The sequence below is a fragment of the Pseudomonas aphyarum genome (genome assembly GCF_028657055.1).
GTDB classification, from domain to species: Bacteria; Pseudomonadota; Gammaproteobacteria; order Pseudomonadales; family Pseudomonadaceae; genus Aquipseudomonas; species Aquipseudomonas aphyarum.
In genome coordinates, this window is the sequence record NZ_JAMDGS010000010.1 from 116,335 (window position 1) to 134,023 (window position 17,689).

General features: G+C 61.8%; 19 protein-coding genes. 7 read left to right on the plus strand and 12 right to left on the minus strand.

The features are described from left to right. Window positions 1-11: 11 nt before the first annotated feature. Complete coding sequence (locus tag M5G18_RS14735) at window positions 12-1,169, minus strand: efflux RND transporter periplasmic adaptor subunit (RefSeq protein ID WP_273899565.1); 1,158 nt, start codon at window positions 1,167-1,169, stop codon at window positions 12-14. 184 nt (window positions 1,170-1,353) lie between these two features. Between M5G18_RS14735 and M5G18_RS14740 the strand changes: the two genes are divergently transcribed. Next, window positions 1,354-2,055 (plus strand): response regulator, encoded by a 702-nt coding sequence (locus tag M5G18_RS14740; RefSeq protein WP_007960391.1) that lies wholly within the window; start codon window positions 1,354-1,356, stop codon window positions 2,053-2,055. A gap of 4 nt (window positions 2,056-2,059) precedes the next feature. After that, window positions 2,060-3,361, plus strand: a complete 1,302-nt coding sequence (locus M5G18_RS14745; RefSeq protein WP_273899564.1) for an ATP-binding protein — start codon at window positions 2,060-2,062, stop codon at window positions 3,359-3,361. Window positions 3,362-3,404: 43 nt separating this feature from the next. Here M5G18_RS14745 and pncA read toward each other — a convergent pair whose 3' ends face one another. From pncA to M5G18_RS14765, 4 genes are all read right to left on the minus strand, one after another. Beyond that, on the minus strand, window positions 3,405-4,031 hold the full coding sequence (pncA, locus tag M5G18_RS14750; RefSeq protein WP_273899563.1) for a bifunctional nicotinamidase/pyrazinamidase: 627 nt from the start codon (window positions 4,029-4,031) through the stop codon (window positions 3,405-3,407). 50 nt (window positions 4,032-4,081) lie between these two features. Continuing rightward, on the minus strand, window positions 4,082-4,840 hold the full coding sequence (locus M5G18_RS14755) for an anti-sigma factor family protein (RefSeq protein WP_273899562.1): 759 nt from the start codon (window positions 4,838-4,840) through the stop codon (window positions 4,082-4,084). Beyond that, the gene (locus tag M5G18_RS14760; protein WP_420793317.1) at window positions 4,837-5,322 is read right to left on the minus strand and encodes a sigma-70 family RNA polymerase sigma factor; all 486 of its coding nucleotides are present in this window, start codon (window positions 5,320-5,322) and stop codon (window positions 4,837-4,839) included. The genes M5G18_RS14755 and M5G18_RS14760 overlap by 4 nt, the downstream gene beginning before the upstream one ends. A gap of 62 nt (window positions 5,323-5,384) precedes the next feature. Continuing rightward, on the minus strand, window positions 5,385-5,918 hold the full coding sequence (locus tag M5G18_RS14765) for a tetratricopeptide repeat protein (protein WP_007951256.1): 534 nt from the start codon (window positions 5,916-5,918) through the stop codon (window positions 5,385-5,387). Window positions 5,919-6,076: 158 nt separating this feature from the next. On the opposite strand from M5G18_RS14765, the gene M5G18_RS14770 reads away from it, so the two are divergent. The 3 genes from M5G18_RS14770 (at window position 6,077) to nudC (ending at window position 8,582) form a co-directional block, all read left to right on the plus strand. Then, on the plus strand, window positions 6,077-6,850 hold the full coding sequence (locus tag M5G18_RS14770; RefSeq protein ID WP_273899561.1) for a class I SAM-dependent methyltransferase: 774 nt from the start codon (window positions 6,077-6,079) through the stop codon (window positions 6,848-6,850). 82 nt (window positions 6,851-6,932) lie between these two features. Continuing rightward, a complete protein-coding gene (locus tag M5G18_RS14775) occupies window positions 6,933-7,745 on the plus strand; it encodes a crotonase/enoyl-CoA hydratase family protein (protein WP_273899560.1) in 813 nt (270 codons plus the stop codon). A gap of 6 nt (window positions 7,746-7,751) precedes the next feature. After that, on the plus strand, window positions 7,752-8,582 hold the full coding sequence (gene nudC, locus M5G18_RS14780) for an NAD(+) diphosphatase (protein ID WP_273899559.1): 831 nt from the start codon (window positions 7,752-7,754) through the stop codon (window positions 8,580-8,582). Here the strand turns inward: nudC and M5G18_RS14785 are convergent. Continuing rightward, complete coding sequence (locus M5G18_RS14785) at window positions 8,550-9,329, minus strand: TSUP family transporter (protein WP_207982832.1); 780 nt, start codon at window positions 9,327-9,329, stop codon at window positions 8,550-8,552. The two genes, nudC and M5G18_RS14785, sit on opposite strands and share 33 nt — an antisense overlap. Window positions 9,330-9,587: 258 nt before the next feature. Here M5G18_RS14785 and sfnG point away from each other — a divergent pair, with 258 nt between their 5' ends. Beyond that, window positions 9,588-10,682, plus strand: a complete 1,095-nt coding sequence (gene sfnG, locus M5G18_RS14790; protein ID WP_273899558.1) for a dimethylsulfone monooxygenase SfnG — start codon at window positions 9,588-9,590, stop codon at window positions 10,680-10,682. A gap of 39 nt (window positions 10,683-10,721) precedes the next feature. Here the strand turns inward: sfnG and M5G18_RS14795 are convergent, their stop codons facing one another. After that, window positions 10,722-11,201, minus strand: a complete 480-nt coding sequence (locus tag M5G18_RS14795) for a nuclear transport factor 2 family protein (protein WP_273899557.1) — start codon at window positions 11,199-11,201, stop codon at window positions 10,722-10,724. Between the two features lie 53 nt (window positions 11,202-11,254). Beyond that, on the minus strand, window positions 11,255-11,821 hold the full coding sequence (locus M5G18_RS14800; RefSeq protein ID WP_273899556.1) for a TetR/AcrR family transcriptional regulator: 567 nt from the start codon (window positions 11,819-11,821) through the stop codon (window positions 11,255-11,257). Window positions 11,822-12,026: 205 nt separating this feature from the next. Here M5G18_RS14800 and pssA point away from each other — a divergent pair, with 205 nt between their 5' ends. Next, window positions 12,027-13,370, plus strand: coding sequence for a CDP-diacylglycerol--serine O-phosphatidyltransferase (gene pssA, locus M5G18_RS14805; RefSeq protein ID WP_273899555.1), 1,344 nt, complete (start codon window positions 12,027-12,029; stop codon window positions 13,368-13,370). 63 nt (window positions 13,371-13,433) lie between these two features. Here the strand turns inward: pssA and efeO (M5G18_RS14810) are convergent, their stop codons facing one another. The 4 genes from efeO (M5G18_RS14810) to efeU are packed head-to-tail and all read right to left on the minus strand — an operon-like array spanning window position 13,434 to window position 17,647. Beyond that, on the minus strand, window positions 13,434-14,258 hold the full coding sequence (gene efeO / locus M5G18_RS14810) for an iron uptake system protein EfeO (RefSeq protein WP_201818493.1): 825 nt from the start codon (window positions 14,256-14,258) through the stop codon (window positions 13,434-13,436). A gap of 25 nt (window positions 14,259-14,283) precedes the next feature. Continuing rightward, on the minus strand, window positions 14,284-15,582 hold the full coding sequence (efeB, locus tag M5G18_RS14815) for an iron uptake transporter deferrochelatase/peroxidase subunit (protein ID WP_273899554.1): 1,299 nt from the start codon (window positions 15,580-15,582) through the stop codon (window positions 14,284-14,286). Between the two features lie 17 nt (window positions 15,583-15,599). Then, on the minus strand, window positions 15,600-16,799 hold the full coding sequence (gene efeO / locus M5G18_RS14820; RefSeq protein WP_273899553.1) for an iron uptake system protein EfeO: 1,200 nt from the start codon (window positions 16,797-16,799) through the stop codon (window positions 15,600-15,602). A gap of 8 nt (window positions 16,800-16,807) precedes the next feature. After that, window positions 16,808-17,647, minus strand: coding sequence for an iron uptake transporter permease EfeU (gene efeU / locus M5G18_RS14825; protein WP_273899552.1), 840 nt, complete (start codon window positions 17,645-17,647; stop codon window positions 16,808-16,810). Between the last annotated feature and the right edge of the window lie 42 nt (window positions 17,648-17,689).

Here is a 17,689-nt window from a genome sequence, read left to right on the forward strand (position 1 = left end):
GAGCGTCCTGCTTACTGACCAGAGGTCTGGGCAAGTGGAAGAGGGGTGTCGTCGATCTGCACCACTTCGCCCGGACGGGCGTGTTGCAGGCCTTCGATGACAATGCGGTCGCCGGCCTTCAGGCCACCGGTGACGATCCAGCGGTCGTTTTGCACCGCGCCCAGTTGCACTGGCTGCTGGGCGACGCGCATCTGATCGTCGACGGTCAGCACTTGCGCCACACCGGCGCTGTCGCGCTGCACCGCGCGTTGCGGCACGGTCAGGCCGTGCTGGATCACGCCTTGCTCCAGACGCACGCGAACATAGCTACCCGGCAGCAGATCGAGATCCGGGTTGGGAAACTCGCTGCGCAGAATGATCTGCCCGGTGCCCGGATCGACCGTGATGTCGCTGAACAGCAGTTTGCCCGGCAGCGGATAGAGGCTGCCGTCGTCCTGAATCAGCGTGGCCTTGATCTGATCCTGGCCGACCTGCTGCAACTGGCCGGAACGGAATGCCCGGCGCAGTTCATTCAATTCACGGGTCGACTGGGTCAGGTCGGCGTGGATCGGGTTCAGTTGCTGGATCAGCGCCATGGGCGTGGTTTCGTTCTGGCCGACCAGCGCGCCTTCAGTCACCAGAGCGCGACCGACACGCCCGGAGATCGGCGCGGTGACGGTGGCGTAGCCCAGATTCAGCTTCGCGCGCTCGACGGCTGCCTTGTTGGCGGCGACGTCGGCGGCAGTCTGCCGGGCGTTGGCGCGGGCGTTGTCGTAGTCCTGAGCGCTGATGGCCTTGTCGTCGATCAACTGGGCGTAGCGCTGCTCCTGCAACTTCGCCTGGAACGCATTGGCCTCGGCCTTGCGCAGGGCCGCTTCGGCGCTATCGAGATCAGCCTTGAACGGCGCCGGGTCGATACGGAACAACACGTCGCCCTTTTTCACGTCGCTGCCTTCACGGTAGGTGCGTTGCAGCACGACGCCGGCAACCCGGGCGCGGACTTCGGCGATGCGCGGCGCGGCAATCCGCCCGCTGAGTTCGCTGCTGATCGACAGGGGGCGCGCCTCAAGGGTTTCGATCCGTACGGTGGCCGGCGGCGCCTGTTCCTCGGCGTTCGAGGATTTATCACAGGCACTCAGCGTCAGCGCCAATGCGATCAGGCCGAGCCCGGCCAGCAGATTCTTCGACATGTACAACCCCCAATATTGATCTGCGCATCCTACGGACAGTCGCCGAGGGTAGCGGTGAAGCTTTGTAGGCGCTGTGTGAAATTGTGTAAGGGTTTTGCTCAGGGACGAGTGAGGGCGTATATCCTTTAGGCCTTGAAATTTATTGCGACACAGCAGTCGCCACCGCCTGTTCTGGATCACCTCAATGCCCAACATTCTTCTGGTCGAAGACGACACCGCCCTCGCCGAACTGATTTCCAGCTATCTGGAACGCAACGGTTACTCCGTCAGCGTGATCGGCCGTGGCGACCATGTGCGCGAGCGGGCGCGGCTCAATCCGCCGGATCTGGTGATTCTCGACCTGATGCTGCCGGGCCTGGATGGCTTGCAGGTCTGTCGCCTGCTGCGCGCCGACTCGGCAACGCTGCCGATCCTGATGCTCACCGCCCGCGATGACAGCCACGATCAGGTGCTGGGCCTGGAAATGGGCGCCGACGATTACGTCACCAAACCCTGCGAGCCGCGCGTCCTGCTGGCGCGGGTGCGCACCTTGCTGCGGCGCAGCAGCCTCGGCGAACCGATGACCGCCAACGACCGGATCCTGATGGGCAACCTGTGCATCGACCTGTCGGAACGCACGGTGACCTGGCGCGAGCAACCGGTCGAGCTGTCCAGCGGCGAATACAACCTGCTGGTGGTGCTGGCCCGTCATGCCGGCGAAGTGCTGAGCCGCGACCAGATCCTGCAACGCCTGCGCGGCATCGAATTCAACGGCACCGACCGCTCGGTGGACGTGGCAATCTCCAAGCTGCGGCGCAAGTTCGACGACCACGCCGGCGAGGCGCGCAAAATCAAGACCGTGTGGGGCAAGGGTTATCTGTTCAGCCGTTCCGAGTGGGAATGCTGATTCGATGTTCAGGATCCTGTTTCGCCTCTACCTGGTGACGATCGTTTCCTACAGTGCGGCGATCTATCTGGTGCCGGATCTGGTGGTGATGGCGTTCAAACAGCGGTTCGTCACCTACAACCTCGACTATTCCCGTGGCCTGCAATCGCTGATCACCAAGCAGTTTCGCGCGGTGCCGCAGGATCAGTGGCCGGCGCTGGCAGCATCGATGGACAAGGATTTCCAGCCGCTGCACATCGTGCTCGCCCGTATCGATGACGCCGGCTTCACCGACATCGAGAAAGAACGTCTGCGGCGCGGCGAAAACATGGTCCGGGTGGGCGACTGGGGCTGGCGCACGCTGGCGGTCACGCCGCTGAACGACGAAATGGCGGTGCAGATGGTCGTGCCGCCGGATCCGATGGACGTGAACCTGTTGTACTGGAGCATCAACGTGCTGATCGGCGCGAGTCTGCTGGCGTGCCTGTTGCTCTGGTTTCGTCCGCACTGGCGTGATCTGGAGCGCCTCAAGGGCACGGCCGAACGTTTCGGCAAGGGCCATTTGAGCGAGCGAACGCAGATTGGCCCGAGCTCCAACATCGGCAGTCTGGCCAATGTGTTCGACACCATGGCCGGCGATATCGAAAACCTGCTCAACCAGCAGCGGGACCTGCTCAACGCCGTGTCTCACGAGCTGCGCACGCCGCTGACCCGTCTGGACTTCGGCCTGGCACTGGCGTTGTCCGATGACTTGCCGCAGGCCAGCCGCGAACGCCTGCAGGGGCTGGTCGCGCACATTCGTGAACTCGATGAACTGGTGCTGGAGTTGCTGTCCTACAGCCGTCTGCAGAATCCGGCGAAGTTGCCGGAGCAGGTCGAAGTGTCGCTGGACGAGTTCATCGACAGCATTCTGGGCAGCGTCGACGAAGAACTGGAATCCCCGGAAATCGTCATCGATGTATTGCTGCACAACCAGCTGGAACGCTTCTCCCTCGACCCACGTCTGACGGCCCGTGCGATTCAGAACCTGTTGCGCAACGCCATGCGCTACTGCGAAAAACGCATTCAGATCGGCGTGCAGGTCTGCCCGAAAGGCTGTGAGATCTGGGTGGATGACGACGGGATCGGCATTCCGGAAGATGAGCGGGAGCGGATTTTCGAGCCGTTCTATCGACTGGATCGCAGCCGCGATCGGGCGACCGGCGGGTTTGGCCTGGGACTGGCGATCAGCCGGCGGGCGCTGGAAGCGCAGGGCGGGACGTTGACGGTGGAAAGCTCGCCGCTGGGTGGGGCGCGGTTCAGGCTCTGGCTGCCAACTCCGACCTGATGATCGTTCCCACACTGAGCGCTCAGCGTGGGAGCCGGGATTATCAGAGCAGTTCAGTCGACTGGATCAATCCAACCCCGGCGACCTGCATCCGCTCGAACGCCGTCGCCAGCGAGCCATTCAAATCAATCGCCCGGCACGCATCCAGCACCACAAACGCATTGAATCCCGCCGCCCGCGCGTCCAGCGCGGAGAACATCACACAGAAATCCAGCGCCAGGCCGGCCATGTACACCGTATCGATCCCGCGTTCCTTCAGATAACCCGCCAGACCCGTGGTCGTGACGCGATCCGCCTCGAGAAACGCCGAATAGCTGTCGATGTCCGGGTTGCAGCCCTTGCGGATGACCAATTGCGCGTGGGGCAAATCCAGTCCCGAATGAAACTCGGCACCGCGTGAACCCTGAATGCAGTGATCCGGCCACAGCGTCTGCTCGCCATACGGCAGTTGAATCACGTCGTACGGCTGACGGCCGGGATGGCTGGAAGCAAACGAAGCATGCCCGGCCGGGTGCCAGTCCTGGGCAATGACCACTTGCTTGAACTGCCCGGCGAGCCGGTTGATCAGCGGAACGATCAGGTCACCTTCGGGCACGGCCAACTGGCCGCCGGGAATGAAGTCGTTCTGCACGTCGATGACCAGCAGGGCTGTGCGTGGCGAAATCGGCATAAATCCATCCTTCTTGGAAAATCACCCGAGCAGCATAGTGACAAAGTTCTTTAAACGTTCAGCCGGGTTTTAAACATTTTCGCCATGTCTTCCAGCTCGGAAGCCGGGTGATGGCCGATCAGCATCCAGGCGTGTTCACGCTCGGTCCAGTACACCACGTTCATCCCGTGCCGACGTTCATGGGCCAGTGGCTGGCTGCCGCTGTTGGTGCGCGTGACGCACAGCGCCAGCGGGCCATGGGTGGCGTCGAGCCAGGTCATCTGGGCGATGGGCACGCCGTCATACTCGAGCAATTGCGCGCGTTTGAATTGTGCGCCGGGCAGTTTCAGTTTCGCCGGCGACAGGTTTACGCCCAACCGCGCATCGACGGTTCGCAACTGCGCCAGGTGCGAGGCTTCATCGGTGGGCAGATGTTCGAGGGTCTGCGGCACATACAGCGCCATGTAATCGCCCACCAGTTCACGCCAGTTATGCGATTGCTGGGCTTGCCAGGCCAGGAACAAGCGGTCCGCCGCGACACCTGCGAGCGCCACGCCCGCTGCCGCTGCGCCGATGAACCAGCGTCGGCTGAAACCGGGTTTCTGCGGTGACGGCGCAGCATCGAGCCGGGCCTGCAAACGGTCAAGCGGCGCCTGTTGCGCCAGTTCGTCGTAGGCCGCTTTGAACGGCAGGTTGCTGCGACTCAGCCATTGCACCCGCAAACTCAGCAGCGGATCGTCGGCGATGAGGCTGTCGAGCTGGCTGCGCTGTTCGCGGTCCAGTTCATCGTCCAGATACGCCACCAGTTGCTCGTCGGAAGGCGCATTCATTGCCGGTCTCCTGCGGGGGTGTTCGGTACCGCTTGCAGCGGTGGGTATTCGGCCAGTTTCAGGCGCGCGGTGGCCAGGCGGCTCATGACCGTGCCGATCGGCACTTGCAGGATATCGGCGACTTCGCGGTAGGACAGTCCCTCGACGTAAGCGAGATAAACCGTTTCACGCTGGGTTTCCGGCAGCGCATCGACCCGTCGAATCACCTGCGCTGCCATCACATGAGTCTGCGCGGCGTATTCGCCATCGAAGGTCAGCTGACTTTCGGCATCCGCCGCACCCTGGCCCTGGCGCACCCGGCGGGCGCGCACTTCGTTGAGCCAGATCGAATGAAGGATGCTCAGCAGCCAGCGGTCCATGCGCGTGCCGGCCACGTACTGGCCCGAACGCTCGAGCGCCCGTACGCAGGTGGCTTGCACCAGGTCCTCGGCCACGTGCCGATTGCGCGACAGCAGCAAGCCGTAACGCCACAGGCGCGCCAGGTGTTGCCCGAGTTCGGCTCTGAAGGCCTGATCGCTGAAAATGTTCGCCTCCGCGTGTCGTGTCAGGTTTTCGATGAATCGTTGATGGCTTCGGCCAGGTCCCGGTATTCCTCGCAGGTCGTGCCGCAGATCTTCTGGATGTGCTGCAACTGTTCCTGCGCCAGATCGACGCGGCCCTTGATTACATAAGCTTCGCCCAGGTATTCGCGGACTTGCGCGTACTGCGGATCGAGTTTCACCGATTGCAGGTAATAGCCGATGCCTTCGTCAGTGCGTCCCAGTTTTCGCGTCGCGTAACCGCGATAGTTGAGGGCCTTGGCGGTGTTCGGTTGTTCCAGCGTGTCGAGCAGGGCCAGCGCTTCTTCATAACGGCCGGCCTTGGCCAGACGGTAGGCGTAATCGGTCCGATCGGCGTCGGGCACCAGATGGCTGGTCTGCATCACGCACTTCTGGGTTTTGGTGTCGAACACCTGGCCTTTGGGGCAGTTGGGTTTCTGAACGGGCGCCTCTTCATCGCCATTGGCGAAGGCGAGGGGGCTCGCGAAAACGGCGGCCACCAGCAACGGGGCGGCGAACATAACGGAACGGATAGTCATGGGCAAGGCTCCACAGGGGGTCATGTTTCACTTTGAACACCGCAGGGTGAAAATTTATTCATTGCTTTGTCAGGCTTTGTTAAAGGAAAGCCCTTTTTCCGGCGCTATGCTCGTCAGCATTCGTTGTCGATCTGCAGTTCTACCATGGGAGTTTGGCCATGAAAGATCAGGTTCACCACTCGGCCGCCAGCGGCTACAAGACCGCTGCCGACACCTATGTCAAAGGCCGGCCCGACTATCCGCCGGCCGTCAGCGACTGGCTGACGGGCACACTGGGCCTCGATGGCCACAAGACCGTTATCGACCTCGGCGCCGGCACCGGCAAGTTCACCGGACGGCTGGTGGCGACCGGCGCTCAGGTAATTGCCGTGGAACCGGTGGCGCAGATGCTGGAAAAACTGTCACTGGCCTGGCCGCAAGTGTTGGCCGTCAGCGGTACGGCGACGGATTTGCCGCTGCCCGATGCCTCGGTGGACGCGGTGGTGTGCGCACAGGCCTTTCACTGGTTTGCCAGCACCGAGGCGCTGGATGAAATCGCCCGGGTGCTCAAACCGGGCGGCAAACTGGGTTTGATCTGGAACCTGCGCGACACCCGGATCGACTGGGTGCCCAAGCTGGACGCCATCGTGAATGCGCTGGAAGGCGACACGCCGCGCTTCTACACCGGCGAATGGCGCAAGGCCTTTCCCCATCCGGCGTTCGGGCCGTTGCAGGCTCAGCACTTTCAACACGGTCATACCGGCTCGCCGGAAGATGTGATCTTCAACCGGGTGCGTTCTACCAGTTTCATTGCGGCGCTGAGTGACCAGCAGCGCGCGAAGATCGACGAGCAGATTGCTGAGCTGATTGCCGGCGAGCCGCAGCTGCGGGGCAGGGAGGAGGTGACCGTGCCTTACGAGACGGCGGCCTTCGTCGCGGTGAAGAACGGCTAGAGTCCCGCTTTTGGCCGAACCGCCGTGCTGATGCCTTGTTATAGTTCGGGCCTCATTTTCAGCCCGGTAAAGGATTTCTGCCATGACTCAATACACCGCCTTCAGCGTCGAACTGGCCGACAACATCGCCCATGTGCAGATCAATCGTCCGGAAAAGATCAACTCGATGAACGCCGCGTTCTGGAGCGAAATCGTCGAGGTGTTCCAGTGGATCGACGACACCGACGAAGTGCGGGTGGTGGTGCTCAGCGGCGCCGGCAAACACTTTTCCTCGGGCATCGACCTGATGATGCTGGCCGGCGTGGCCAATGAACTGGGCAAGGACGTCGGCCGCAATGCGCGCCTGCTGCGCAAAAAGATCCTGACCCTGCAAGCATCCTTCAATGCCGTGGACAATTGCCGCAAACCGGTACTTGCGGCGATCCAGGGTTATTGCCTGGGCGGCGCCATCGATCTGATCGCCGCCTGCGACATGCGCTACGCCGCCGAAGACGCGCAATTCTCGATCAAGGAAATCGACATCGGCATGGCGGCCGACGTCGGCACCCTGCAACGGTTGCCACGGATCATCGGTGACGGCATGCTGCGTGAGCTGGCTTACACCGGTCGCACCTTTGGTGCCGAAGAGGCGCGCAGCATCGGCCTGGTCAACCGCGTCTACAGCGACAAGGACGGTCTGATCGAAGGTGTGATGGACATTGCCCGGGACATCGCCGGCAAGTCGCCGATCGCGATCACCGGCACCAAGGAAATGATCAGCTACATGCGCGACCATCGCATCGACGACGGTCTCGAGTACGTTGCCACCTGGAACGCCGCCATGCTGCAATCCAACGATTTGCGCGTGGCCATGGCCGCCCATATGAGCAAACAGAAACCCGAATTTCTGGATTGAGAAACCATGACATCTCGCTGGACCACTGCAGTACTGGACACCGATCAACCCGGCGGCTGGGCCGTGGCGCGCAGCCCCGAGGGTTTCCTGTTCGATGACAACGGCGCGCTGTTCCCCCGGGAATGGCTCAAGCGCCAGGACTTGTCGATCCTTGCCGAGCACGGTATCGGTCATCTCGATGGCGAACCGGTGTATCTGCTGGAACTGCGCAGCACCAGCGAGGTGCCGGGTTGCAGCTGGAAAGGCCTGCGGGCGTTCATGCTCGACGGCGATCACACGATCTACAAAGTGCTGGGCTACGCCGCACAGATTGGCACTTGGGCGCGCGAACACCGTTTCTGCGGCAATTGCGGTCAGGCCATGACCCAGGTGCCACGGGAGCGGGCGATGTATTGCCAGCCGTGCGATCTGCGCAGTTATCCGCGGATTTCGCCGAGCATGATCGTGCTGGTGACCCGTGGCGATGAAGTGCTGCTGGCGCGTTCACCGCGTTTCGTCACCGGGGTCTACAGCACGCTGGCCGGGTTTGCCGAACCGGGTGAGTCGGCCGAGGATTGCCTGATCCGAGAAGTGCGCGAGGAAGTGCAGATCGAGGTGAAGAACATCCAGTACATGGGCAGCCAGTGCTGGCCGTTCCCGCACTCGATGATGCTCGGCTTCCATGCCGAATACGCCAGTGGCGAGATTGTCTGTCAGGAAGACGAGATCGAAGACGCCCAGTGGTTCAACGTGCACGATCTGCCGCCGTTGCCGGCGTCCAAATCGATTGCCCGTTACCTGATCGACGTCTACGTGGCGCGGCGCTTAGGCCACGCTGAACCAGTGCTGCCAGGCTAGACGCACGGTCAACCCCAACACCACGGTGATGAACACCGGACGAATGAACTTGGCGCCGCCGCTGATCGCGGTGCGCGCCCCGAAGAATGCGCCGACCATCACCGACAGGCCCATGCTCAGGCCGATGATCCAGTCCACCTGCCCGGAAAACACGAACACCGACAGCGCCGCAATGTTGCTGACGAAGTTCATGCTGCGCGCCACGCCGCTGGCCTTGACCAGATCGATCGGGTAGAGCAGCAGGCTGCTGACCGTCCAGAACGCCCCAGTGCCGGGGCCGGCCACGCCGTCGTAGAAACCGAGGCTGAAGCCTTGGGTCGATTGCCACTTCTTCTTGATCGGTGCGTCGCTGTCCAGCGGCGCTTTCGGCGTGCCGCCAAACAACAGGTACAGACCGCAGGCGAAGACGATCACCGGCAGCATCTTGTTCAGCCATTCGGCCGGCAGATAGTGGGCGACGACGGCGCCGGTCAGCGCACCGACCAGCGTGCCGACGATGGCGTGCATCCACTGTTTGGGGTGGAACAGCTTGCGTCGGTAGAACGTGAAACTGGCGGTCGCCGAACCGAAGGTCGAACTCAGTTTGTTGGTGCCCAGCACCAGGTGCGGCGGCAGGCCGGCGGTGAGCAGCGCCGGGGTAGTCAACAGACCGCCACCGCCGGCGATGGCGTCGATGAATCCGGCAATGAAAGCGACAAGGGCCAGAACGGCCAGGGTGGTGAGGTCAACGCTGAGTTCGAAAGGCATGGAATCGGCTTATTTCGGCAGGGCGCAGAACAGGGCTGCGGGGAGGGCAGTCATGTTACTCATTTCCGAATGTTGCGGCGACCCATAAGAGGCGACCACCGACGGCTCAACTGTTGCCCACCCAACACACACCCAACAAATCACCCTCCGACCATGCACTCCTATCGCCTGAAACCCCAATAAAACCGGGTCTCCCGCCGCTGGCACGCTTGCTGCTCTGGCTCACTCACCTTCATCAACTGTCCCGAGGACACGCCAATGAGTCAGCAAGCCGTGAAATTTGCCTACTGGGTGCCGAACGTCAGCGGTGGGCTGGTGGTCAGCAAGATCGAGCAACGGACCGACTGGGGCATCGACTACAACCGCAAACTGGCGCAACTGGCCGAGGCAGCGGGTTTCGAATATGCCCTGACGCAAATTCGCTTCACCGCCGGTTACGGCGCCGAGTTCCAGCATGAGTCGGTTGCCTTCAGCCACGCGTTGCTCGCTGCCACCAGCAAACTCAAAGTCATCGCCGCCATTCTGCCCGGTCCGTGGCAACCGGCGCTGGCGGCCAAACAGTTGGCGACCATCGATCAACTCACCAACGGCCGGATCGCGGTGAACATCGTCAGCGGTTGGTTCAAGGGTGAATTTCAGGCGATTGGCGAGCATTGGCTGGAACACGACGAGCGCTATCGTCGCTCGGAAGAGTTCATCCGTTCATTGCGAGGGATCTGGAGTCAGGACAACTTCACCTTCCGTGGCGATTTCTATCGCTTCGACAACTACAGCCTCAAACCGAAGCCGCTGGGTCGCCCGGAAATCTTTCAGGGCGGCAGCTCCCGTGCCGCGCGGGACATGGCGGCGCGGGTGTCGGACTGGTATTTCACCAACGGCAACAGCGTCGAGGGCATCAAGGCGCAGGTCGACGATATTCGCGCCAAAGCGGCGGCGAACCATCATTCGGTGAAGGTCGGGGTGAATGCTTTTGTGATCGCCCGAGATACCGAGGAAGAAGCCAAAGCGGTGCTGGCGCAGATCATCGATCAGGCTGACCCGGAAGCGGTGAATGCTTTTGGTGATGCGGCGAAACAGGCGGGCAGGGCGTCGCCGGAAGGTGAGGGTAACTGGGCCAAATCGACCTTTGAAGATCTGGTGCAGTACAACGACGGCTTCAAGACCAACCTGATCGGTACGCCGCAGCAGATTGCTGAGCGGATTGTGGCGTTGAAAGCGGTGGGGGTTGATCTGGTCTTGGCGGGTTTCCTGCATTTTCAGGAAGAGGTGGAGTATTTCGGCAAGCGAGTGTTGCCGTTGGTACGGGAGCTGGAAGCCAAAGCGCAATCGGTCCCGACTGCCGAAGTTGCCTGAGAATCCCTCCTGCATTTTATGCAGGAGGGATCGGTTGAATTACAGACCCAGCTCGGACAGCCCCGGATGATCATCCGGGCGCCGGCCCAGTGGCCAGTGGAACTTGCGTTCGCTTTCCTTGATCGGCATGTCGTTGATGCAGGCATAACGCTGGAACATCAGGCCGTTGTCGTCGAATTCCCAGTTCTCGTTGCCGTAGGAGCGGAACCAGTTGCCCGAGTCGTCGTGCCATTCATAGGCGTAGCGCACGGCGATGCGGGTGTCGGAATAGGCCCAGAGTTCCTTGATCAGGCGGTAATCCAGCTCCTTGGCCCATTTGCGGGTCAGGAAACCCTTGGCTTCTTCGCGGTTGTTGGCGAATTCGGCGCGGTTACGCCATTGGGTGTCCAGGGTGTAGGCCAGCGACACGCGCTGCGGGTCGCGGGAGTTCCAGCCATCCTCGGCCAGACGAACTTTTTCAATGGCCGATTCACGGTTGAACGGTGGCAATGGCGGACGAATTTCGGCTGCAGTAGACATGTTTGTCTCCCGATCTATTAACAGTTAAACAACTTGTCAGGCTTATTAAGGCGTTACAGGTCCAATAACTTTCGCGCCATGCATTGCGCATTATCGGCGGCACTGTGATCACCCATCACAAGCGCTACGGTAATGGCGCCGTCAATCAGGATCAGCAGCTGCTTGGCTAACAGTTGCGGGTCCTCGGCCCCATGTTCGGTACACAGCTCGCACACGTAGTCGAGCAGTTTCTGTTTGTGGTCTTTGGCGACCTGGCGAACCGGATCCTCGGGATCGCCGGTCTCACCGCTGGTGTTGATGAAGGCGCAGCCCCGGAAGCCTTCCGAGGCGAACCAGCCCTTGAGCACGGTAAACAGGTTGAGCAGGCGGTCGGCCGGGGTTTCGGCCTGATCGACGGCGCTTCTGTACCAGTGCATCCAGCGCACGTCGCGGCGTTGCAGGGCGGCGACGGTCAACTCCTCCTTGTTGGCGAAGTAGCGGTAGATACTCTTTCTGGAAACACCGGCGGTTTTCACCAGAAGATCCATGCCGGTGGCAGCGATGCCACTCTTGTAGATCAACTTTTCGGTGACATCCAGAATGATGTCTCGGGTCGTGTCGTTGCTTGTGATTTCGTTCATGTGGCGAACAGTAGAACGATCGTTCTCCTTGGTCAAGCGCTGATTTTGAAATGCCTTTCGTGAGCAGGCTCGCTCCCACATTTGAAATGCGATTCACGTGGAAACCAGGCTGCTGGCGATGAAGTCATTACAGACACTCACAAGACCCGAAGGAGTTGATGGTGTAAGCTCTCGGGTTCTTCGGATTCGACCCATTGCGAGCCCTATGCCGTTGCTTTTCAAACGCTCTCTGCTGCCCAAACTGCGCAGCTTTCCGCTGACCGCCGAGGCCGTGACGATCCTGCCCGGCGCCGCCGATTTCCGCCGTTGCCTGCTGGAGAAAATCGCCCAGGCGACCCAGCGCATCTACCTCGTCGCGCTTTATCTGCAAAACGATGAAGCCGGCCAGGAAATCCTCGATGCCTTGCACGCCGCCAAACTCAAGCGTCCCGAGCTTGAAATCGCGGTGGTCGTCGACTGGCTGCGGGCCCAGCGCGGCCTGATCGGCGCCGGCAAACAGCCGGGCAACTCGGCGTGGTATCAGGAAATGACCCGCACCCACCAGAGCGTGGTGCCGGTCTACGGCGTGCCGGTGCAGACCCGCGAGCTGTTCGGCGTGCTGCACCTCAAGGGTTTCGTGATCGACGATTGCGTGGTCTACAGCGGTGCGAGCCTGAACAACGTCTACCTGCACAAATTCGACAAATACCGTTTCGACCGTTATCACGTGTTGCAAAGCCGCGAACTGGCGGACTCGATGCACCACCTGGTCAAGCACGGCCTGATCGAATCGAAAGCGGTGCATCGCCTCGACCTGCCGAACCTGCCGACCACCCGCAGCCTGCGCAACGACATCGGCGACCTGCGCAGCCGCCTCAAATATGCAGCTTACGACACCAGTGCCGGCAGCACGGCGCATACCGGTCTGTCGGTGAGTCCGTTGCTCGGCGTGGGCAAGAACAACCCGCTGAACCGGGTGATCCTGGAGCTGATCGCCAGCGCGCAGAAGCAACTGACCATCTGCACGCCGTACTTCAACCTGCCGCTGGGGGTGATCCGCGAGATCAACCGGGCGCTGGCGCGCGGCGTGAAAATCGACATCGTGGTCGGCGACAAGACCGCCAACGACTTCTACATCCCGCCGACCGAGCCGTTCAAGGTGATCGCCGCGCTGCCGTATCTTTACGAGATCAGCCTGCGCCGTTTCGCCAAGCGTCATCAGCGCAACATCGACAGCGGCCAGTTGAACCTGCACCTGTGGCGTGAAGGCGACAACAGCTATCACCTCAAGGGCATGTGGATCGACCAGCGCTACACGCTGCTGACCGGCAACAACCTCAACCCACGGGCGTTCCGTCTCGATCTGGAAAACGCCTTGCTGATCGATGATCCGAAAGGCGAGTGGCTGGTACCGCGTCGAGCGGAGCTGGAGAACATCTTCGTTCACACCACGCGCATCGCTCGCTTCCAGGATCTGGAAGCCTTGCCGGACTACCCGGCGGGCGTGGCCAAGTTCCTCAAGCGCGTGAGCCGGGTGCGGGTCGAGCGATTGCTCTATCGCATTCTCTAAAACCGGCCCACAAAAAATCCCCCGAACGCAGCACGCGTCCGGGGGATTTTTTTATGCGCGGACTCAGTTCAGACCGAGTTTGCCACGCAATGTCGACAGGTCTTCAGCCAGGGTATTGACCGGGCCGACCAGCGCCTTGCGGTCGTTGTCCTTCACCTTGTCGTAAGTCTCGAAACCACCGTCCTTGGTCTTGTACTTGGCCAGGATCTTGTCCACGGTGGCGAAGTTCTTGTCGACTTTGGCAACAAAGGCCTTGTCCTGTTTCTCGATCTGCGGACGGAACAGGTCGACGATTTTCTTCGCGCCGTCGATGTTGCCCTGGAAGTCGTAGAGGTCGGTGTGGCTGTAACGGTCTTCTTCACCGGAGATCTTGGTCGCGGCGACTTCTTCGAGCAGCGCAGCGGCGCCGCCGACGACTTTCTCAGGCGGGAAGGTCAGGCCGGCGACGCGGGTCTGCAGGTCTTTCACGTCCTTGTTCAGGCCGTCCGCCAGAGCGTCGAGATCCTTGGTGCTCTTTTCCGAGAACAGCGAGTATTCGATGCGGTGGAAACCGGTGAAGTCTTCGGCTTTCACGCCTTGCTCGTGGTCGTCGACGCGGGAGTCGATGGAGGCGTCGAGGTCACTGAACAGCTCGGCAATCGGCTCGATCGACTCATAAAAAACGCGGGTCGGCGCGTACAGCTTTTGCGCGGTGGCCAGATCACCTTTTTTCACCGCGTCGGTGAATTGCTGGGTGTGGCTGGCCAGTTCATCCAGCTGTTCGGTGACGTAGATCTTGTAGTCCGACACCGGCCCCACCAGATCCAGAGGCGCGGTCGCGGCGAACGCCGACAGCGGGGTGTTGAGCAAACCGAGGGTCAGCAATAACGCGAGTGGCGTTTTTTTCATGGGGCGGCTCCTGATATGACTGTTGTTATGCAGTTGTTTTGGGTTGTGTGGCAGCCAGCAGCGAGCGACCGATGAAGTCCTTGTCGCCCGTGACACCCGGCAGGGTGAAGAAGTAACCGCCGCCGACCGGCTTGAGGTATTCCTCCAGCGGCTCGCCGTTGAGTCGGGTCTGCACGGTGATGAAGCCTTTTTCCAGGTCGGCCTGGTAACAGATGAACAGCAGGCCCATGTCGAGCTGGCCGTTCTTGTTCACGCCGTTGGAGTAGTTGAACGGCCGGCGCAGGATCAGGTTGGCCTGGCTCGCGGCGGTGCGCGGGTTGGCCAGTCGGATGTGCGCGTCGAGCTTGGTCAGCTTGCCTTCCGGGTCCTTGCTGTAATCCGGCACCTCGGTCTCATGGCTGGCGCCCATCGGCGCGCCGGTGGTTTTCACCCGGCCGATGATGCTTTCCTGTTCCTGCAACGGCGTACGGTCCCAGCGCTCGACGAAGTTGCGGATGATCCGCACCGCCTGATAACTGCCGTGGGCCGCCCAGGCCGGTTCGTCACTGCCCGGTTGCACCCAGACGATACGGTCCATGGCTTTGCCGTCGTTGGAATCCGGGTTGGCCGAACCGTCGCGGAAACCCAGAAAATTACGCGCCGATTGCGCCGGCACACCGAGCTTGGCCGGGGCTTGCGGCGGCACGCTGCCTTCCTGTTTCCAGCGCACCAGCAGCAGGTCCGGCAGGTTCTTCACGATGTCGCGCAGGGCGTGGATGTTGGTGTCGGCGGTGTTGGAGCAGAACTGCAGGCTCAAGTCGCCGTGGCAGCAATCGGCTTCCAGCGCATCGTTGGGGAAACCGACCATGCGGATCAGACGCTTGGGTTTGGCGGACGCGAGGCCGAAACGCTCGTCGAACAGCGATTCGCCCACCGACACGGTGATGGTCAGGTTGTCCGGTGTCACCACCGGACCGAGGATGCCGGAATCCGGCGGCGGCAGCTTCGGATCGATCTGCGCCACCGGGCCGCCTTTCATCAGGAACGCGATGCGCTCGTTGAGGGTGCGGAACAGACGCTCCAGGTCTTCACGGTCGCTGGCCAGCACATCGAACGACACCAGCATGCCGGCCGCCGGGCGTGGGGTGACGATGCCGCTCTGGTGTACGCCATGAAAGTCGTGGTGATCCTGGGTCTTGTCGCTGCTCGGCGCTTCGGTAACTTGCGCGGGCGCGGCGGCCATCGCCGGGCAGCTCAACGCCGTGCCGGCCAGTGCGACACCGGCGGCGCCCATGCCCATCAGTACGCGGCGACGTTGCAGGTTGAAGTGTTCGGAATCGTTCATCGGTATTCGTCTTCTGCTTACAGGCCGGAGAGGCCGAGGGCGGGATCAATGGCGTCGAGGGCGTCGGCCAGGGCCTTGGCCTTGTCGGCGATCTGCTTGCGTTGCTCACCGTTGACGGTGTCGTAACTGGCGTAGCCGTCCTTGACTTTGAAGCCGTTCAGCGTGGTATCGAAATCAGTCAGCGCGCCGTCGATTTTCGGCAGCAGGTCGGCGGCGGATTTGCTCAGCAGCGGACGCAGCAGTTCGACGACTTTGTGCGCGGTTTCCTGATTGGCCGCGAAGCCGTTGAGATCGCTGTGGCTGTAGCGTTCCTCTTCGCCGCTGGCGGCGCGCACGTCGGCGAGGGTGTTGAGGTTGCGCACGACGATTTCCACCAGTTGCTCCGGCGGCAGCGACTGGGCCAGCAGCTGTTGTTTCAGCGTGGTGACGTTGTCGAGCAAGCCTTGGGCAATCGGTGTCAGGCCGTCGAGTTTGCGTTGCTGGAACAGCGCGTATTCGAGGCGGTGGAAACCGACGAAGGCCGGATCCTGCTCGCGCTTTTCGAAGTAATCGGCGCGGGCGTTGATGCTGTTGTCCAGCTCTGCCAGACGTTGTGCGGCCGGGGCCAGACGCTGATACGCGGCGCGGGCCGGCAAATACAAGGTCTGGGCCTGGGCCAGATCGCCGCTGTCGATGGCTTGATTCAGCGCCGTCACGGCTTTGATCAGCGCGCTGCCCTGGCTCGCCAGGTAGACGCGGAACTCCGACAGCGGCCCGACGAAGGCAACCATCGACGGCTTGGCCTTGGCGGCGGCATCCGAAGCGGCGGTCGGCGTCACGTGCAGGGTGCCGCGCGGGTTGCTCAGCAGGCCGCAAGTGATGGCGTAGTCGCCGGGTTGCAGGTTGGCGTTGATCACCTGGCTCAGGCCCGGCGCGATGTTCTCGCGCTCTTCGATCACCAGTACGCCGTCGAGGATTTCCCATTCCACCGCCCGGTCGGAGCGGTTGACGATGCGGAAACTGGCGCGGCCGGCCGGCACCGTCAGGGCGTTCGGTTCGCAACTGTGCGGATGGATGTTCACCACCACTTCGTCGCGGTTGTGCTGACGTTTGGCGGCGGCCATTTTCGAGGCGTAGTAGAACAGGCCACCGGCGGCGATCATCACGACCACCGAACCGGCCACCGCCCAGCGCAAGGCGCGGGGAGGCGAGGCCTGAGGAATATTAGGCTTTGACATGAAGGCCCTTATTGGCTGGAAACGGAAGACGATTGGGCAGCAGGCTTGGGCGCCGGCATGAAGAACATGACCAGCGCCACCACCAGATAAACCAGGTACGCGCCGAGGGTGCTGACGGTCGGTGCGTCCTGATAACCGAACATGCCGGCCAGCACCGAGCCCAGCGGGCCATCCATCGGCAGCGTCGCGCTGAAGTCGAAGAGCACGGTTTGCAGGTGGTTCCACACCCCGGCTTCATGCAGGGCCTGCACCGAGTTGGCGAGAATCCCGGCGGCGACCACGAGGATGAACAGCCCGGTCCAGCGGAAGAACGCCGACAGGTTCAAACGCATGCTGCCGCTGTAGATCAGGAAGCCGACGATGATCGCCAGGATCAGGCCGAGCAGGGCGCCGATCGGCGCGGCCGGGCCTTCGCTCTGCTGGAACACGGCGAGCAGGAAAAACACGGTTTCCAGACCTTCCCGGGCCACGGCGAAAAACACCATGGCGATCAGGGCGATGACCTGATGCTTCGACGCGGTCAGCGCGTGATCGAGGGAGGCTTGCAGCGAATGCTTGATCGAGCGCGCCACCTTGCGCATCCAGAACACCATCGAACTGAGAATGCCCACAGCGACGAGGCCGACCACGCCTTCGAACAGTTCCTGCTGTTTCTGCGGGAATTCGGCGCTGACCAGTTCCAGGCCACCGCCGACCAGCAACGCCAGCGCAGCAGCGAGAAATACTCCGATCCACACCGCCGGCATCCACTGGCCACGGCCGGTCTGTTGCAGGTAGCTGGCGATGATGCCAACGATCAGCGCGGCTTCGATGCCTTCGCGCAACATGATCAAAAAGGGAACGAGCATTCGACGATCACTGTGTAACGAAATGAGGTTACAAGTTGTAAC

Excerpts from the sequence above, each read along its gene's own strand:
- M5G18_RS14735 (WP_273899565.1), bottom strand. The coding sequence starts at position 1,169 with ATGTCGAAGAATCTGCTGGCCGGGCTCGGCCTGATCGCATTGGCGCTG.
- M5G18_RS14740 (WP_007960391.1), top strand. The coding sequence starts at position 1,354 with ATGCCCAACATTCTTCTGGTCGAAGACGACACCGCCCTCGCCGAACTG.
- M5G18_RS14745 (WP_273899564.1), top strand. The coding sequence starts at position 2,060 with ATGTTCAGGATCCTGTTTCGCCTCTACCTGGTGACGATCGTTTCCTAC.
- pncA (WP_273899563.1), bottom strand. The coding sequence starts at position 4,031 with ATGCCGATTTCGCCACGCACAGCCCTGCTGGTCATCGACGTGCAGAAC.
- M5G18_RS14755 (WP_273899562.1), bottom strand. The coding sequence starts at position 4,840 with ATGAATGCGCCTTCCGACGAGCAACTGGTGGCGTATCTGGACGATGAA.
- M5G18_RS14765 (WP_007951256.1), bottom strand. The coding sequence starts at position 5,918 with ATGACTATCCGTTCCGTTATGTTCGCCGCCCCGTTGCTGGTGGCCGCC.
- M5G18_RS14770 (WP_273899561.1), top strand. The coding sequence starts at position 6,077 with ATGAAAGATCAGGTTCACCACTCGGCCGCCAGCGGCTACAAGACCGCT.
- M5G18_RS14775 (WP_273899560.1), top strand. The coding sequence starts at position 6,933 with ATGACTCAATACACCGCCTTCAGCGTCGAACTGGCCGACAACATCGCC.
- nudC (WP_273899559.1), top strand. The coding sequence starts at position 7,752 with ATGACATCTCGCTGGACCACTGCAGTACTGGACACCGATCAACCCGGC.
- M5G18_RS14785 (WP_207982832.1), bottom strand. The coding sequence starts at position 9,329 with ATGCCTTTCGAACTCAGCGTTGACCTCACCACCCTGGCCGTTCTGGCC.
- sfnG (WP_273899558.1), top strand. The coding sequence starts at position 9,588 with ATGAGTCAGCAAGCCGTGAAATTTGCCTACTGGGTGCCGAACGTCAGC.
- M5G18_RS14795 (WP_273899557.1), bottom strand. The coding sequence starts at position 11,201 with ATGTCTACTGCAGCCGAAATTCGTCCGCCATTGCCACCGTTCAACCGT.
- M5G18_RS14800 (WP_273899556.1), bottom strand. The coding sequence starts at position 11,821 with ATGAACGAAATCACAAGCAACGACACGACCCGAGACATCATTCTGGAT.
- pssA (WP_273899555.1), top strand. The coding sequence starts at position 12,027 with ATGCCGTTGCTTTTCAAACGCTCTCTGCTGCCCAAACTGCGCAGCTTT.
- efeO (WP_201818493.1), bottom strand. The coding sequence starts at position 14,258 with ATGAAAAAAACGCCACTCGCGTTATTGCTGACCCTCGGTTTGCTCAAC.
- efeB (WP_273899554.1), bottom strand. The coding sequence starts at position 15,582 with ATGAACGATTCCGAACACTTCAACCTGCAACGTCGCCGCGTACTGATG.
- efeO (WP_273899553.1), bottom strand. The coding sequence starts at position 16,799 with ATGTCAAAGCCTAATATTCCTCAGGCCTCGCCTCCCCGCGCCTTGCGC.
- efeU (WP_273899552.1), bottom strand. The coding sequence starts at position 17,647 with ATGCTCGTTCCCTTTTTGATCATGTTGCGCGAAGGCATCGAAGCCGCG.